Annotated in this window: 16 protein-coding genes, 1 tRNA gene and 1 riboswitch; of the genes, 11 read left to right on the forward strand and 6 right to left on the reverse strand. The window is 62.9% G+C overall.

From position 1 onward, the window contains the following. Positions 1 to 412 precede the first annotated feature (412 nt). Positions 413 to 655, forward strand: coding sequence for a hypothetical protein (locus BCA01S_RS38445; protein WP_439709124.1), 243 nt, complete (start codon positions 413 to 415; stop codon positions 653 to 655). A 73-nt stretch (positions 656 to 728) separates the two neighbouring features. On the opposite strand, the gene BCA01S_RS07290 is transcribed toward BCA01S_RS38445, so the two are convergent. The 5 genes from BCA01S_RS07290 to pepN form a co-directional block, all read right to left on the reverse strand. Then, a tRNA-Thr gene (locus BCA01S_RS07290) sits at positions 729 to 804 on the reverse strand. Positions 805 to 858: 54 nt separating this feature from the next. After that, a complete protein-coding gene (locus BCA01S_RS07295; RefSeq protein WP_020069041.1) occupies positions 859 to 1,875 on the reverse strand; it encodes a class 1 fructose-bisphosphatase in 1,017 nt (338 codons plus the stop codon). Between the two features lie 131 nt (positions 1,876 to 2,006). Continuing rightward, entirely contained in the window at positions 2,007 to 2,462 is a 456-nt protein-coding gene (locus BCA01S_RS07300) for a HigA family addiction module antitoxin (RefSeq protein WP_027776363.1), read from the reverse strand. Between the two features lie 16 nt (positions 2,463 to 2,478). Next, a complete protein-coding gene (locus BCA01S_RS07305) occupies positions 2,479 to 2,760 on the reverse strand; it encodes a type II toxin-antitoxin system RelE/ParE family toxin (protein ID WP_027776364.1) in 282 nt (93 codons plus the stop codon). Positions 2,761 to 2,961: 201 nt separating this feature from the next. After that, positions 2,962 to 5,667, reverse strand: coding sequence for an aminopeptidase N (gene pepN / locus BCA01S_RS07310; RefSeq protein ID WP_027776365.1), 2,706 nt, complete (start codon positions 5,665 to 5,667; stop codon positions 2,962 to 2,964). A gap of 257 nt (positions 5,668 to 5,924) precedes the next feature. Here pepN and BCA01S_RS07315 point away from each other — a divergent pair, with 257 nt between their 5' ends. Continuing rightward, complete coding sequence (locus tag BCA01S_RS07315) at positions 5,925 to 6,635, forward strand: DUF4136 domain-containing protein (protein ID WP_027776366.1); 711 nt, start codon at positions 5,925 to 5,927, stop codon at positions 6,633 to 6,635. A gap of 80 nt (positions 6,636 to 6,715) precedes the next feature. Here BCA01S_RS07315 and BCA01S_RS07320 read toward each other — a convergent pair whose 3' ends face one another. Then, the gene (locus BCA01S_RS07320) at positions 6,716 to 7,288 is read right to left on the reverse strand and encodes a TMEM165/GDT1 family protein (RefSeq protein WP_027776367.1); all 573 of its coding nucleotides are present in this window, start codon (positions 7,286 to 7,288) and stop codon (positions 6,716 to 6,718) included. Positions 7,289 to 7,296: 8 nt separating this feature from the next. After that, positions 7,297 to 7,516, reverse strand: a riboswitch (yybP-ykoY riboswitch). A gap of 520 nt (positions 7,517 to 8,036) precedes the next feature. Between BCA01S_RS07320 and BCA01S_RS07325 the strand changes: the two genes are divergently transcribed. The 9 genes from BCA01S_RS07325 to BCA01S_RS07365 are packed head-to-tail and all read left to right on the forward strand — an operon-like array spanning position 8,037 to position 16,339. Then, positions 8,037 to 8,888, forward strand: a complete 852-nt coding sequence (locus tag BCA01S_RS07325) for a beta-ketoacyl synthase chain length factor (protein WP_027776368.1) — start codon at positions 8,037 to 8,039, stop codon at positions 8,886 to 8,888. Next, entirely contained in the window at positions 8,872 to 9,666 is a 795-nt protein-coding gene (locus BCA01S_RS07330; protein WP_027776369.1) for a lysophospholipid acyltransferase family protein, read from the forward strand. The genes BCA01S_RS07325 and BCA01S_RS07330 overlap by 17 nt, the downstream gene beginning before the upstream one ends. Further along, positions 9,641 to 9,940 (forward strand): phosphopantetheine-binding protein, encoded by a 300-nt coding sequence (locus tag BCA01S_RS07335; RefSeq protein WP_020069033.1) that lies wholly within the window; start codon positions 9,641 to 9,643, stop codon positions 9,938 to 9,940. Before BCA01S_RS07330 ends, BCA01S_RS07335 begins: the two co-directional genes overlap by 26 nt. A gap of 3 nt (positions 9,941 to 9,943) precedes the next feature. Next, positions 9,944 to 10,195: an acyl carrier protein gene (locus tag BCA01S_RS07340; RefSeq protein ID WP_020069032.1), complete on the forward strand. Its 252-nt coding sequence runs from the start codon at positions 9,944 to 9,946 to the stop codon at positions 10,193 to 10,195. Continuing rightward, a complete protein-coding gene (locus tag BCA01S_RS07345) occupies positions 10,195 to 10,863 on the forward strand; it encodes a COG4648 family protein (protein WP_027776370.1) in 669 nt (222 codons plus the stop codon). Before BCA01S_RS07340 ends, BCA01S_RS07345 begins: the two co-directional genes overlap by 1 nt. Beyond that, entirely contained in the window at positions 10,860 to 12,566 is a 1,707-nt protein-coding gene (locus BCA01S_RS07350; protein ID WP_027776371.1) for an ApeI family dehydratase, read from the forward strand. Before BCA01S_RS07345 ends, BCA01S_RS07350 begins: the two co-directional genes overlap by 4 nt. Continuing rightward, complete coding sequence (locus tag BCA01S_RS07355; protein WP_027776372.1) at positions 12,566 to 14,302, forward strand: glycosyltransferase family 2 protein; 1,737 nt, start codon at positions 12,566 to 12,568, stop codon at positions 14,300 to 14,302. The genes BCA01S_RS07350 and BCA01S_RS07355 overlap by 1 nt, the downstream gene beginning before the upstream one ends. After that, positions 14,289 to 15,902 carry an HAL/PAL/TAL family ammonia-lyase gene (locus BCA01S_RS07360; protein ID WP_027776373.1) on the forward strand — a complete coding sequence of 538 codons (1,614 nt, stop codon included), beginning with the start codon at positions 14,289 to 14,291 and terminating at the stop codon, positions 15,900 to 15,902. The genes BCA01S_RS07355 and BCA01S_RS07360 overlap by 14 nt, the downstream gene beginning before the upstream one ends. After that, complete coding sequence (locus BCA01S_RS07365; RefSeq protein ID WP_174447020.1) at positions 15,899 to 16,339, forward strand: acyl-CoA thioesterase; 441 nt, start codon at positions 15,899 to 15,901, stop codon at positions 16,337 to 16,339. The genes BCA01S_RS07360 and BCA01S_RS07365 overlap by 4 nt, the downstream gene beginning before the upstream one ends. Positions 16,340 to 16,341 lie beyond the last annotated feature (2 nt).

A 16,341-nucleotide genomic window follows, 5' to 3' on the forward strand; every position in this document is an offset into this window, starting at 1 on the left:
AACATTCGCAGTATCAGTCGTCAGTATGCTCCGGGTATTCCCCGATCGGCGATTGATTTGTGCATTGCGATATCGGCATAACCTGCCCGGTAAAAAGCGAACGTTCGTTTATTGCCGATCGGACATTTATATTCTGTCGCAACCACGGTGATTACTTGGTAAACGATTTATTTGGCACCTCGTTGACGGAGACCCAATTTTTAAAGCGTGATTTGCGCAATAAGGCTCTCCTCGCATTCGAATACGTCGGCCGTCTCGTGCTGCTGGCATCAACGCCGCGCACTTTGCGCCAAAGCTTCACCTTCTTTAGTGACGAACCTCGCCGCGTCAACGTCGCTCCTATGATGAAGGTGGCTGGTTTCCGTCGGCTACGGTGCGGTGGACAACTGACCCCCGGCGGCCAACGCGGAAGATGGTTGTCTTCGCCTTCAAAGGGTTCGTCATGGAAAACGGTGTGTACTGGAATGGACAGCAGGTCGGAATTGAGTGCGATGGCCGCATCTCGTGGTTTCCGTCAGCGCCGAAGGAGGCAGTCGCTGCGTACGGCGACGCTAAGCGCACGGAAGGCAAAGACGCCGTTCAGATGAGCGACGCGGTCGTCGCGCGCAACCTCGGGACCGTCGCGCAATTTGGTAGACCTGACTTGCGTGGCTAGGAAGCGAGCCGAAGAGGTCGACGAAAAGCAAAAAGCCCAGTCACGAGGACTGGGCTTTTTGCTTGAATCTTGATGGTGCCGGAAAGAGGAATCGAACCCCCGACCTTCGCATTACGAATGCGCTGCTCTACCGTCTGAGCTATTCCGGCATCAGGAGAAACGAGATTATAGGGACTTCTTTATTGGCTTGGCAAGCCCTCGAATCACTTTTTTGTTTCGAGATGGTAGCGGGTCACGCGGTCCACTTCGTTCTTCGATCCGAGGAACACCGCAACGCGCTCATGCAAGCTCTTGGGCTGAATGTCGAGGATGCGCTTTTCGCCGTTGGTTGCAGCGCCGCCCGCCTGTTCGACGATAAACGCCATCGGGTTCGCTTCGTACATGAGCCGCAGCTTGCCGGGCTTCTCCGGCGTGCGCTTGTCGGCCGGATACATAAAGATGCCGCCACGATTCAGGATACGGTGCACGTCTGCCACCATCGACGCGATCCAGCGCATGTTGAAGTCGCTCTGACGCGGGCCGTCTTTGCCCTGCTTGAGTTCGCCGATATACTGCTCAACCGGCGGATACCAGTGACGTTCATTCGACGCATTGATCGCGTACTCCCGCGTTTCGACAGGAATGCGCATGTCGCTTTGCGTGAGCACCCACGAACCGAGTTCACGGTCGAGTGTGAAGCAGTTCACGCCATTGCCGGTGGTCAGCACCAGCACGGTTTGCGGTCCATACACCGCATAACCCGCAGCAACCTGTTCTGTGCCTGGTTGCAGGAACGACTGCTCGGTGGGCTGCTGGCCATCTGGGCAGCGGAGCACCGAAAAGATGGTGCCGATAGAAACGTTCACGTCGATGTTCGACGAGCCGTCAAGCGGATCGAACACCAGCAGGTACTCGCCCTTCGGATAGTTCGCGGGGATAGGGAAGAACTGCTCCATTTCCTCCGACGCCATGCCCGCCAGGTTGCCGCCCCATTCGTTGGCTTCGAGCAGGATTTCGTTCGACAGAATGTCGAGCTTCTTCTGTACTTCACCCTGGACGTTCTCGCTGCCCGCCGTGCCGAGTGCGTCGCCCAATGCGCCTTTGCTAACGTGATAGCTGATCGCCTTGCATGCGCGCGCGACAACTTCGATCAAAAGCCGCAGGTCGGCCGGCAGGTTATTGGTTTCCCGCTGCTGCTCGATCAGGTACTTCGTGAGAGTGGTACGACGTTGCAAGGACATTGCTGTACTCCAGGAGGCTTGAGGAATATCCCGATTTTAACCGCTCGGTGTGTCCGCTCTGTGCTTTTGACATCGGAGCGCGCATGCAATGGCGCCCGATCGGTCCGAGCGGCTCTGCGCGAGCGAGCCGTTCAGCCTTTGCGCCGGGCCTTTCCGCCCGTCGCGTTGCCGCTCACGCATGCTGCGAGCGCCGCTGCCTGGGCGTGTTCCGCCGATACCTTCGGCAGCTTCGGGCGGTCCGCCTTAGGCATGGGTTCTATCTCGCGTTCGATCTGCTCGCCCGCTGCCGCCGTGGCAACGCGCAGGTCGTATGCGATCTGCAGGTTGAGCCAGAACTGCGCGCTCGCGCCGAAATAGCGCTCGAGGCGCAGCGCGGTGTCGGCGGAAATTGCGCGCTTGCCGCGGACCACGTCGTTGATGCGCGGCGCCGGTACGCGCAACGCGAGCGCAAGCGCGTTGACTGACATGCCGAGCGGTTCGAGAAACTCGCTGCGCAGAATCTCACCCGGATGGATCTCCTCGATGCTGTCTCCCGCGTCGATGTCGGAGAAATCGATACTGTCCAGATCGGAGCGTTTGATGACCATGCCGGTCTCCCAATAATCAGTGATAGTCGACAATCTCAACATTCAGCGCCTCGCCTTCGATAAAGTGGAAACAGATTCGCCACTGCGCATTGATCCGAATGCTCCATTGCCCGCTGCGCTGGCCTTGCAGTGCTTCGAGCCGGTTGCCGGGCGGCGTGTGCAAGCTTTGGATGCAGTCTGCAGCGTCGATCATCAGTAACTTGCGGTACGCGAGCGCCTGGATATGACGCGGCAGCGTATGCACGAACTTGCCCTGAAAGATTCTCGCCGTAGCCTTGTCGCCAAATGTCGTGATCATGGGATGATATAACGCATTGCGTTAAACGTAAACCGTTAAATGAATGCGTTTACTTTCACCCGTCCGGACGCGGCCGAACAGTCAGCCAGATGGCTAACGTCGATGCGAGCCTGAGACCCGAAGTCGTCGCAAAACAAAGGGCGAAAAAAAGCCGGCAACGTGTGCCGGCTTTTCGATACGGAGGACCGCGTCAGAGGAGCGTCATGCGAGCGCTTTCTCGACAATCTCGCGCACGTCGCGCGATTTGACCTGCGACGCCACTTTCTCCAGCGCCGCGCGCATGCCTTCGCGCAGCGTCGGCGTGAAGCGGCGCCACAGTTCGAGCGACCGCGCGAGGCGGGCGGCCACTTGCGGGTTGATCGCGTCGAGTGCGATCACCTGGTCCGCCCAGAACGCGTAACCCGAGCCGTCTTCGGCGTGGAACTGCGCGGGGTTGGCTGCGCAGAAGCTGAAAATCAACGAGCGCGCACGGTTCGGATTTTTCAGATTGAAGGCCGGATGCGTCATCAGCTTGCGTACGACGTCGATGACTGGACGCTGCGCGCTGCCGCGCTGCGTTGCCTGCAAAGCGAACCACTTGTCGATTACAAGCGGCTCCTTCTCGAAGCGCCGGTAGAAGTCGTCGAGCGCATGCTGCGCTTCGGCGCTGCCGCCATTTGCCGCCGATGCATTGAGCAACGCGGACAGCGCCGCCGCGCGGTCCGTCATGTTGTTCGCCGCATCGTATTGCGCGGACGCGAGCCGCACCGTTTCCGACGGATCGTCGAGCTCCGTGAGATAAGACAGCGCCAGGTTCTTCAACGCACGGTGGCCTGCCGCCGCCGGCGTGGCTTCATACGGGCCGGGCGTGCGATGTTGCTCGTAAATCTTGAGCCAGTCGTTCTTGAGTGCATTGGCGAGGCGCTTGCGCACGAACTGCCGCGCCGCATGCACGGCCGCCGGATTGGATTCGGCCATCTGCTCGGCGAGATACGCTTCGGACGGCAGCATCAATGCAAGTTCACGGAAGGCCGGCGAGAGCGACTCGTCCGTGAGTACGCGTGCGAACGCGGCCGCCACCGAGTCGTCGAGCTGCAGCTCCGCGCCGCTCGCGGCCCGTCCGGCTAGCGTCAGCAATTCGCGCGTGGCGAGCCGTTGACCGGCTTCCCAACGGTTGAACGGATCGCTGTCGTGCGCGAGGAGGAACGCCAGTTGATCCGCCGAGTAATCGTATTCGACGATCACCGGCGCCGAGAAATTTCGCAACAGCGATGGCAACGGTTCCTGCGCAACGTTGACGAACGTGAAGGTCTGTTCGGTCTGCGTGAATTCGAGCACGCGCGTGGTCGAATCCGAAGCCTGCGGCTCACTCTCAAGTTGCAGCGGCAAGTCTTTTCCGTCTTTGCCGATCAGGCCGATCGCAAACGGAATCAGCAGCGGGCCTTTTTGCGTTTCGCGTGCGGCCTGTGCCGCGTCGCCGTAACCTTGCGTGAGCGTTACGCTGTAGCGCTGCTGCGCGGCGTCGTAACGCGTGCGCACCGTCACCCGCGGCGTGCCCGCCTGGCTGTACCAGCGCTCGAACTGCGCGAGGTCGCGGCCGTTTGCGTCGGCGAGCGCATGACGGAAGTCGTCGCAGGTCACGGCCTGGCCGTCATGCCGCTTGAAATACAGGTCCATGCCTTTGCGAAACCCTTCGCGGCCGAACAGCGTCTGATACATCCGCACGACTTCGGAGCCTTTCTCGTAGACCGTCATCGTGTAGAAGTTATTGATCTCGACGTAGCTTTCGGGGCGCACCGGGTGGGCCATCGGTCCTGCGTCTTCGGCGAACTGCATCTGGCGCAGCACGCGCACGTCTTCGATGCGCTTGGTGGCGCGCGCGGCTTCGTCACTGCCGTCGGTCTCGCCACCGGCCATGTCGGCCGAAAATTCCTGATCGCGAAATACTGTCAGGCCTTCCTTGAGGCTCAACTGGAACCAGTCGCGGCACGTCACGCGATTGCCGGTCCAGTTGTGGAAATACTCGTGGCCGACCACCGCCTCGATATTCGCGAAGTCGGTGTCGGTCGCCGTCTCGGGGTTCGCCAGCACATACTTCGTGTTGAAGATGTTGAGCCCCTTGTTTTCCATCGCGCCCATGTTGAAGTCGCTCACGGCGACGATCATGAAGCGGTCCAGATCCAGTTCGAGCCCGAAGCGCTCCTCGTCCCAGCGGATGGAGTGAATCAGCGAATCCATTGCGTGACGGGTCTTGTCGAGATCGTGCGGCTCGACCCACACCTGCAGCAGCTTTTCCTTGCCCGAACCCGTCTTTACGCGCTCTTCCAGCGCAACGAGCTTGCCGGCGACGAGCGCGAACAGATAGCTCGGCTTTCTGAACGGATCTTCCCAGCGCGCGAAATGGCGGCCGTCCGGCAGATCACCTTCTTCGAGCAGATTGCCGTTGGACAGCAGCACGGGGTAGTCGGCCTTGCTGGCTCGCAGCGTCACCGTGTAAGTGGCCATGACGTCCGGCCGGTCGAGGAAGTACGTGATGCGGCGAAAGCCTTCGGCCTCGCACTGCGTAAAGAAATTCCCACTCGAAACATACAGGCCGGAGAGCGTGGTGTTCGCGGCCGGATTGCAGATGCTCGTGAGCGTGAGCTCGAACTTCTCCGGCACGTTGTCGAGCACCAGTCCGTGTTCGTGCGCATGCGCGTTGGCGAAGGGCTGGCCGTCGAGCGTGGCGCTGACGAATTCAAGCTGTTCGCCCATGAGCTCCAGATGCGCGGCGCGCGACGCGTCCGGATTGCGGCGCACGCGCATTGTGTTCTTCACGACCGTGCGTTCCGGCAGCAGGTCGAATTCGAGTGCGACGGTATCGATCAGGAAAGCGGGCGGCGCATAATCGGCGCGGCGGATCACATTGGGCGTTGCGGTATCGGCCATGGCGTTCTGTAGTGATGGGACTCGAGCGGCCGGCGCACGAAGGCGCGTGAGCCGGGCTTGTCGAGCCATTGTACAAAGCCTCGGCGAATCGTGCGGAGCGAACTTTCGACCGTTCCCAATGCGCCGCAAGGCCGGCGCGCGAGCGGTCGTCCAGACAAACGTGGGCCCACGCAGCGGGGCCCGGAAAGGTGGGGCCTGGCCTACGGTCTACGTACAATACAAACACGAGCCGACCCAAACGCTTCACGAGGTAGACCATGAAAACGAACCGATGGACGCGCCGCGCCATGCTGGTGCTGGCGGCGCTGACCGTGCTGCTGTCCGGCTGCACGACTTATGTGACGACGCAAGTCACCGCGTTCTCCGACTGGAGCGGCGGCGACGCGACGCGTACCTACGCGTTCGCGCGCGAACTCGACCAGCGGAACAATCTCGAACTGACCACGTATGAGCACATCGTCGCCAATGAACTGGCCACGCACGCGTTTCGCCAGGTGGACGGCGCGCAGGCGCGCTATCTGGTCGGACTGTCGTATGGAATTCGCTCGGACCTGGTGACAGTGGCCGAGCCGGTCTATTACAACCCGTGGCCTGCGCCTTACTGGGGGTGGGGGCGCCCATATGATCCGTGGGGGCCATGGGGACCGTTTCCCGCCGGATACGTGAACCAGAGCTATCCGATCTTCACGCATCTGCTCGGTGTTCGGATCACCGAGCGCGCGACCGGCAAGGAGGTCTACAACGTGACCGCGCGCAATTCGGGCGGCGAGTCGTCGCTGGTGAGGGCCATGCCGTATCTCGCGCGCAGCGCGCTCGCTGACTTCCCGCTCGGCAATGGTGTCGTGCGTACGGTCAAGATTCCGCTCGGCGCGGGCGCAGGCGCTCCGAACGAAACGCCTGTGCCCGCCGCTGCACCGGCATCGGCAATGGCGCCTGCGCCCGCATCCGGCGCGAAAGCCGCGCAGTGACGGAGCGGTGACGCAGCGGTGATGGAGCGGTGAGCGCGGCGGCGCGCAATCCGGCTGGCGCCCGGATCGCGCGGTTCGCTTCAGATTCCCGCGCCGAACAACGCCATCGTCCCGAGAACGACGAACAGCACGGCGGCGATGCCATGCACGATGCCGGTCGGCAGACGGTGAGCGAAACGGTCGCCGAGCAGGATCGCCGGCACGTTGGCGATCATCATGCCGAGCGTGGTGCCGGCCACCACGCCGAAGAAATCGTGAAACCGCGCGGCCAGCGCCACCGTAGCGATCTGCGTCTTGTCGCCCATCTCCGCCAGGAAAAATGCCACCACAGTTGCGCCGAAGACGCCGAGGTGCGTGCGGTTCGTGTTGGCCTCGTCATCGGCTAGCTTGTCGGGCACGAGAATCCACAAACCCATGCCGATGAACGAGATGGCCAGCGCCCAGCGCATCACAGTGGGCGTGAGCAGCGAGCCGAGCCACGCGCCAAGTGCGCCCGCGCCCGCGTGATTGACGAGTGTCGCGGCCAGCACGCCCAGGATAATTGGCGCTGGCTTGCGATAACGCGCGGCAAGCACGAGCGACAGCAATTGCGTCTTGTCGCCGATCTCGGCGAGCGCGACCGCTCCGGTCGAAATGAGAAAAGCGTGGATCACGTTGTTTTGACTTCCCGGGCCGAGATTGAACGAGCGACGACCCACGACACGCCGGGCCCAATTGCGGCGGGGTGTGGGTCATCGGTCTCGCCAGGCCTGAGGCTGCGGCTGCCATGGCCGTGACGGCCAAGTCTGTTGACAGGCGCCCCCGCGAGTTCGCGTTCCACGAGCCCGGCCTGCTTGCCGGACGAACGCGCTGCGGGGCGGCTACTCCCCAATGAGGGGCGGATTATAGCAGGCGTGGCATGACGGCCGCAGCGCCGGCCCATGCATCGGCCGGCAAAATGAATGTATTGAAGTGCAACAGCCTTCGCAGAAAGTTTATTGAAAGTTTCAAGCGACTTTCAACGTGAGCCGCGTCGTGCAACACTGGAGTCCGGCGGGAAAACACGCCGCCATAGGCATATTCCCAAGGCGCCCCTTGAAATGTCCGCAAATCTAATATGACCTGAACGGCACCGTGGCAATTGCGACACGGATACAGATGGATACGTCTTTTTTGGCTGATTTAAACGAAAATCTTCAGTATGATTCCGGCCACTGCGGGAGCCGGAGCCAATTTATAAGGTCGATTGTCAGAGGCACCTAAATAATCTGGCCGATGTGCCGTTAATTTCGGTGAGCCTACAAAAAGACTGGATCGACCCGCGGCTGGAGTTGCCGGTCCGCGCGGCGCGCATACGCTATGAAGGCTGCGTGTTCCGTCAGGCGCTTCAACCTCTCCCTGCTTCTACGCGCGAACACCGATATGCCCGATCCGCACTGGACCATTCCGGTCGCTCGCTGGTCTAGCTGGCCTGCCGCCGCTTCTGCCTCACCCGACATCGGCTTTATCGAGCCGATCGTGCGGCGGCGTCTCAGCACTCTGTCCAGAGTCGCGCTGAAGGTTGCGCACGATTGTGTCGGCGCCGACGAGGCCCGCGTCGTGTTCGCCTCGCGGCACGGAGAATTGCGCCGCACTACCGACATCCTCCGCGCAATCAGCTCCGGCGAGCCCGTTTCGCCGACCGCCTTCAGCCTCTCGGTGCTCAACGCCATGACGGGCGTGTTCGGCATTGCGCGCGGCGACCGCTCGGCTGCGAGCGCGATCTCCGCCGGGCCCGAAACGCTCGGCTATGCGCTCCTCGAAGCCTATGCGCAATTCGCGACGCAGCCTGCGTCGCCGGTATTGCTCGTCTACGCGGACGAACCCGCAGATCCCGCATACGGCACCATCGAAGACGAAGTCCAAGGCGGCGCGATCGCTATTCTGCTGAGCAGCGAAGGCGCGTTGGGCCACCTCGTGTGCGCGCGATCCTCGGCTGTCGCCCCGGACATCTCGCGCGCAGTCGGCCATGGCGACCCCGGCCCGACGGCTGCAACGGCAGCACCGGCTGCAAGCACAGCAGCCGTTGCAGCCGCTGAGAAAAGCGTAGCGCCGGGCCACAGCGCGGCAACAGATGCAACTGGCGCGGCGCAACCGCGCAACGCCGCCGAGCCCGAAACGCGCTTCGCCACGCAGAGCCAGGCGCTGCTGCACTGTCTCGAAACCGGCAAGCCGGCGGCCTGGCAGGGCGCCGGCGCCCTATGGCATTGGGGATGGCATGACCGCGCGGCTTGATTACGCCTGGCGACTCTTCGCCACCGGCATGGCGTTCGTCGTGTTCGGCATCTGCGGCGTGCTATTTTCGGTGCTCGTGTTTCCGCTCGCGTGGCTGTGGCCGCATCGGGCGTCGCGACAGTTTGCGGTGACGGGCGTGATCCACTGGTTCTTCCGCGCGCTTGTCGCCGTCCTGCAGCGCATCGGCGTGATGGAGCTCGAAGTGTCGGGCGTGGACGCGTTGCGCGCGTGCAAGCCGTCCATCGTGGTGGCGAATCACCCCACGTATCTCGACGTGATGGTGCTGCTCTCGCTCACGCCGCATGCATGCTGCGTCGTGAAAAACGCGCACTGGAGCAATCCGTGTTTCTGGGGCATCGTGCGCTCGGCGGAATACGTCAGCAATGTCGATCCCGCGGAACTGGTCGAGGCCGGCGCGAGGCAGCTGGCCGCGGGCTATACGATGATCATATTTCCGGAAGGCACGCGCAGCCCCGCGCCGAACCGGTTGCATGCGTTCTCGCGCGGCTTCGCGCATATGGCTTTGAAGGTCGGCGCGCCGATCGTGCCTGTGCTGATGGACTGCGACCCGCCCGCGTTCACGAAGCAGATGCGCTGGTACCACGTGCCCGCGCGAGCGTTCCGCATGCGCGTGAACGTGCTCGAACCATTGGGCGTGGACCAGCTCAAGGCAGACGACACTACACCGGCTCTCGCTGCGCGCAGCGTGACGAGTGCCGTCGAAGCACACATTACTCAGCACCTGTTCGATTATGGATTCTTTAAAACTGGAAATTAAGCAGCTCCTCATCGAAGCGCTCGATCTGGAAGACCTGAGTCCCGCCGATATCGACGACGACGCGCCGTTGTTCGATACCGACGGCATCGGTCTCGATTCGATCGACGCACTCGAAATCGGCATCGTGCTGCGCAAACAATACCAATTGACCATTGCGGCAAACGACGAACGCACGCGCGAACACTTCCGCTCGATCAGCACGCTGGCCGCGCTGGTCGAGAGTCAGCGCGAAGCGGCGCACGCTGCGAACGAAACCAACAGAAAAGGGGAATAAATCGTGTCCGAGGCAGAGATTCTTGAACGCATCCGCGCCATCTTCAAAGAGAACTTCGCAATCGAGCCCGAGCGCGTGACGCCCGACGCCCATCTGTTCGAAGACCTCGATCTGGATAGCATCGACGCCGTCGATCTCGCGATCAAGCTGCAGGAAATGACCGGCCGCCGAATCAAGCCGGAAGAGTTCAAGTCGGTGCGCACGGTCGGCGACGTGATCGGTGCTGTCGAATCCCTGCTGGCGGCCCAAGGCTGATGCCGGCAGTGCGCTCGGGAACGCCGGCGAACGCGACCGGAGCGTCCGCTTCCGGCGCCTCGTCCACCGGCGGGCGTCATTGGGTCAAGGCAGTCGTGCAGGTGCTGGTGAAGCTCGCATATCCGGCCTTGATCCTCTGCGCATGGCGGTGGGACACGCCGCGTTATGTCGGCTGCATGCTGTTTGCGATCCTGTGGTTGCAGCGCTGCGCCGGCAGCGGTCCGGTCGCGACATCGCTGCGCCGCCTCTCCGCAATCGACTGGACTGTGGTCGGCTTGCTGAGCTGCGCGTCGGCGGCGATCGTGTTGACCAACAGCGAGCTGCTGTTGCGCCTGTATCCATCGCTCGTCAATCTCGGACTGCTGATCGCATTCGGCGCGACGCTCGTGCGCGGGCCGTCGATGATCGAAAAGTTCGCGCGCCTCGGCAACCCCGATCTGCCGCCGGGCGCAGTGCGCCATACGCGGCGCGTTACACAGGTGTGGTGTGTGTTTTTTCTGTTGAACGGTGCTTTCTCCGCCTATACCGCGCTCTACTGGAGCCGCGCGAACTGGTCGCTCTATAACGGCGCGATTGCTTATGTGCTGATCGGTGTTTTGCTGATCGCCGAGGTCATATGGCGCTACCTCGTGGTGCTGCCGCGCGCCGCGCGTTCGGAGGCGGCATGATCGCGTTGCACGACCTGTTGTCGACTCCGTTGAGTTCAGCGGCTGCCGCTACGCCGGTATGCCGCGATCGCGGTTTGCTGCTGGATCGCGCCGCATTTCGCGCGCGCGTTGCGACGCTGCTGGCGGCCGTGCAATCGCAGGCGGCGCAACGCTACGCATTGTGTATCGACGATCCCTTCGATTTCGCCTGCGCGTTATTCGCGCTGTTCGCATGCGCCAAGGAGCCGGTGATTCCGGCGAACGCGACGCCCGGCTATCTCGCCGATCTCGCCGATGCATACGACGTCGTGCTCACCGACGCCGCGCTGGCGCCGCATGTGCAAGCCGACGCCGACGCCGCTCAAGCGCCGCGCGCACAAATCGACCCGCAGGCACCGCTCACGCTCTATACGTCGGGCAGCAGCGGCCGGCCCAAGCCGATCCGCAAAACGCTCGCGCAGTTCAACGCCGAGGTGCATACGCTCGAAAAGCAGTGGGGCGCGCTGGTCGGCGACGCGACGATGCTTGCGAGCGTGCCGCATCATCACATCTACGGTCTGCTGTTTCGCGTGATGTGGCCGCTGGCCGCCGGCCGCCCATTCCACCGTGACATCAGCATCGAACCGCTGCATCTGCAAGCGCAGCTCGCGCAGTGCGGCGCGGCGGTGATCGTGTCGACGCCCGCGCAGTTATCGCGCTGGCCCGCGCTGCCCGGCTTCACTGGATTGACGCCCGCACCGCGCGCTTTTTTCTCGTCGGGCGGTCCGCTCGCGCTCGAAGCCGCGCACGAATATGCGGCGGCCTACGGCGCCGCGCCGCTCGAAATCTATGGCAGCACTGAGACGGGCGGCATTGCGTGGCGCCGCCAGGATCAGACGGATGCATGGCAACCGGTGAGTGGCATTGAAGTGCGCCGCGACGAAGACGGTGCGCTCAGCGTGCGCTCACCGCATCTGGACCACGACGGCTGGCATCGCACCGACGACCGGATCGCATTCGACGAGCAAGGCCGCTTCCGTTTGCAAGGCCGCCTCGACCGCGTGATGAAGCTCGATGGCAAGCGCGTGTCGCTGCCGGAACTGGAAGCGCGCCTCGCGCTGCATCCGTATGTCACGCAAGCGGCAATCGTGCCGCTCGAGGGCGGTGTGCGTGAACGCGTCGGCGCTGTCGTCGCGTTGACCGAAGCGGGTAATAAAGCATTGCGCGACGAAGGCCGCGTGCTGCTCGCGAAAACCTTGCGCCGACATCTCGCCGATTATTTCGATGTCGTCGTGTTGCCGCGTCACTGGCGCTTTCGTCTTGCGTTGCCGTTCGACGCACGCGGCAAGCTGCCGGTCTCGGCGGTCGCGGCGACGTTCGAGCCGCGCGCCGAAGGCGTCGAAGTGCTGGCCGAAGCGCGCGGTGGCGACACCGCGGAGACACTGCATTACGAGTTGCGCGTGCCCGCCACGCTCACGCATTTCGCCGGCCACTTTCCTGGCTTGCCGATTCTGCCGGGCGTGGTGCAGATCGATTGGGCGATGCGGCTTGCCGCCGAGCAACTGCCTTGCGTGCGCGGTTTCACGTCGATCGATCGATTGAAGTTCATGGCGCCGGTTGCGCCGGGCGCGGTGCTAAAGCTCACGCTCGCGCACGATCCCGCACGTCAGCGCGTGCAGTTCGCGTACCGGGCGAACGAGCGCGAATGCGCGTCGGGCGTGATCGTTTATCGGGCGGACGCATGATGAACTTCGCTGCCTGCATCGTGATCCCGATCTACAACCACAAGGACGCAATTGGCGCGACCGTCGCGCATCTCGCGGTGCACGGCTTGCCGATTTTTGTCGTCGACGACGGCAGCGACGAGGCCACGCAGCAGGTGCTCGCAGAACTCGCTCGTGAGTACGCGGGGCAGCTCACGTTACTGCGTCTGCCCGTCAACGGCGGCAAAGGCGCGGCGGTGATGGCGGGGTTGCGCGCCGCGCGCGGCGCCCACTACACGCACGCGTTGCAGATCGACGCCGACGGCCAGCATGACGCCACCGACGTGCCGCGCTTCATCGAAGCGGCGCGCGCCGAACCGGGTGCGGTGATTCTCGGCCGTCCCGTCTACGATGAGAGCGTGCCAAAAGCGCGTCTCTACGGCCGTTATCTGACGCATGTCTGGGTGTGGATCGAAACGCTTTCGCTGACCATTCGCGATTCCATGTGCGGCTTTCGCCTGTATCCGCTTGCGCTCGCTTGCGATCTGATCGACAGCGTGCAGTTGCCCACGCGGATGGACTTCGACATCGAAATTCTCGTGCGCCTTTACTGGCGTCGCGCCGCATTCCGCTCGATTCCCACGCGCGTCACCTACTCGAGCGACGGCGTTTCACATTTCGACGTGCTGTGGGACAACGTGCGTATCAGCCGCAGCCACACGCGGCTCGTGTGCGGCATGCTGGCGCGTCTGCCCATATTGCTCGCGCACAAGTTCATGCCACGGCGTGCCGCGCCCGCCGATACACGAAGCAAACAAAGCGGCAGCCATGAGGCGCAGGACTGGTGGCGTATTGCCGAACGTGGCAGTCATCTGGGCATGTCATTGCTCGCGCTCAGTTGCAAGCTGTTCGGCCGCCGCTTCACCGGGCTGTGGCTGCATCCGATCGTTGCTTATTTTTTGTTGACGGGACGTGCCGCGCGCGAGGCGTCGGCGAATTACTTCAGGCGTCTGCACGAGGCCGAACCGCGAGGCGACACGCCTCGCCCAGGCTGGCTCTCCGCGTATCGTCACATGCTCGCATTCGCCCAATCGGGCTTCGACAAGCTCGCCGCGTGGTCCGGGCGCGTCAACAATGCGGACGTCCAGTTCGAAGATCCTTCGGCGTTCAAAGCATTGGTCGCGAGCGGCAAGGGCGCGCTGGTTATCGGCGCGCATCTCGGCAATCTGGAGATGACCCGTGCGCTCGCCGCACAGGGCGCGTATGCGAAAGTCACGGCAGTCGTCTATACCGAACATGCGCGCCGCTTCAACAGCGTGCTGGCCTCCGCGAATAGCGAGTTCACGCGGCACCTGCTGGAAGTCGCGGACTTCGGGCCCGAAACCGCGATGATGATGCAGGAGCGCGTCGACGCGGGCGAGTTGCTGGTGATCGTCGGCGACCGTGTGCCTGCGCATGAAGCCGGCCGCACCACCGAGGCTCGTTTTCTCGGCGCGACTGCGCCCTTCGCGCAAGGTCCGTATGTGCTCGCGCATGCCCTCGGCTGTCCGGTCTATCTGTTCTTCTGTCTGAAAGAACACGACGGTTATCGTCTTTATTTCGAGCCGTTCGCCGAGCGCATCGAATTGCCGCGCCGCGAACGCACGCAGCATCTCGCTGCCTGGGCGCAGCGTTATGCAGTTCGTCTCGAACATTACTGTCGCAAGGCACCTTATCAATGGTTCAACTTCTTCGATTTCTGGGCTCGCCCCAAGCGAGACGCGAATGGCCGAACATGACCTGATCGACGCGCCGGATGCCGGCGCGCATGCGGCTTCCAACGGCGACAGCCACGCGGCTCACGTCGTGATCGGCGGGCGCAAGCTGAGTATCGAAGAAGTCGTCGCGATTGCTCAGCATCGCGCGCCGGTTGCGTTGAACGCTGACCGCGAATGGCGCGCCCGTATTCAACGCGGCGCGGATTTTCTGCGCCGCCATCTTGCCGCGGGCGAGACGGTCTACGGCGTCAACACGGGTTACGGCGACGCCTGTGTGGTGGACGTGCCGATGGACCTCGTCGAAGCGTTGCCGTTGCAACTCACGCGCTACCACGGCTGCGGCATGGGCCAATATCTCGACGACGCACAGACGCTCGCCGTCATCGCCGCGCGTCTGAACTCGCTCGCCTATGGCTATTCAGGCGTGCGCCCGGTATTGCTCGAACGCCTCGCGGACCTCGTCAATCAACGCGTGCTGCCGCGCATTCCCGCCGAAGGTTCGGTCGGTGCGAGCGGCGATCTGACGCCGCTCTCGTATGTCGCCGCGGCACTCGCGGGCGAACGGGAGGTCATGTTCGAAGGACGTCTGCGCGACGTGCGTGAAGTGTGGAGCGAACTCGGACAAACGCCGCTTACGCTCGCGCCGAAAGAAGGCCTCGCACTAATGAACGGCACAGCGGTAATGACCGGCCTCGCGTGTCTGGCGTTCGCTCGCGCGGATCATCTGACCCGGCTCACTGCGCGCCTGACCGCGCTTTGCACCGTCGCGCTCGACGGCCGCGCCGCGCATTTTGACGCAACGCTCTTCGAAGTGAAGCCGCACGCCGGCCAGGCGCAAGCAGCCGCATGGATACGCGACGATCTGGAAGGCCGCGACGATACGCCCGGCCACCGTTTGCAGGACCGCTATTCGATCCGCTGCGCGCCACATGTGATCGGCGTAGCGCGTGATGCGCTGAGCTGGGTGCGTCGCGACATCGAAAACGAATTGAACAGCGCAAACGACAACCCGCTGATCGATCCCGACAACGAACGGGTACTGCACGGCGGCAACTTCTACGGCGGTCATATTGCATTCGCGATGGATTCGCTGAAGGTCGCAGTCGCCAATCTCGCCGATCTGATGGACCGGCAACTGGCGCTCCTCGTCGACGTCAATTTCAATAATGGCCTGCCGCGCAACCTGACTGGGGCCGCGCCCGCGCGCGCCGCGATCAATCACGGCTTCAAGGCCGTGCAGATTTCGTCGTCCGCGTGGACGGCCGAAGCGCTCAAGAACACGATGCCCGCAAGCGTATTCTCACGCTCGACCGAGGCGCACAATCAGGACAAGGTCAGCATGGGCACTATCGCCTCGCGCGACTGTTTGCGCGTGCTGGAGTTGACCGAGCAGGTTGCCGCCGCGCATACGCTTGCAACGGTTCAGGCCGCGCGTTTGCGCTTGCGCATCGACAGCGCGACGCCGGTTCCTGCAGCATTGCGAACGTTCATGGAAAACGTCGGCGCGCAATCGCCTTTCGTCGACGAAGATCGCGCGCTCGAACACGATTTGCGCGCGCTGACTGCGCGCATCGCCGCATGCGGGTTGTTGCAGGATTATCGCGGAGGGCCGCAAGCATGAGCATGACGGAAAGCGCGACCCGCAAGGTACTGAGCGCGAGTGCAATAGTGGAGGTGCCGTTCCACGACGTGGATGCGATGAATGTGTGCTGGCACGGCCACTATCTGAAGTACTTCGAGATCGGCCGTGCGGCGCTCCTGCGCGCATTCGATTACGACTACCGCGAGATGCAGGCGTCCGGTTATCTGTGGCCGATCGTCGAAGCGCATCTCAAGTATGTTCGCCCGGCTACGTACGGTCAGAAGATCGACGTGCGCACCCAACTGCTCGAACACGAAAACCGCCTGAAAATAGGCTACGAAATTGTCGATTGCGAATCGGGCACGAGGCTCACCAAGGGCTATACGATCCAGGTGGCGGTCGATGCCGCCACGCAAGAGTTGCAGTTCGTGTCGCCGCCGGTGGTCTTCGAGAAACTGGAGCGCGTATGGCGATGACG

The organism is Paraburkholderia caledonica NBRC 102488 (assembly GCF_000685095.1).
Taxonomy (GTDB): Bacteria; Pseudomonadota; Gammaproteobacteria; order Burkholderiales; family Burkholderiaceae; genus Paraburkholderia; species Paraburkholderia caledonica.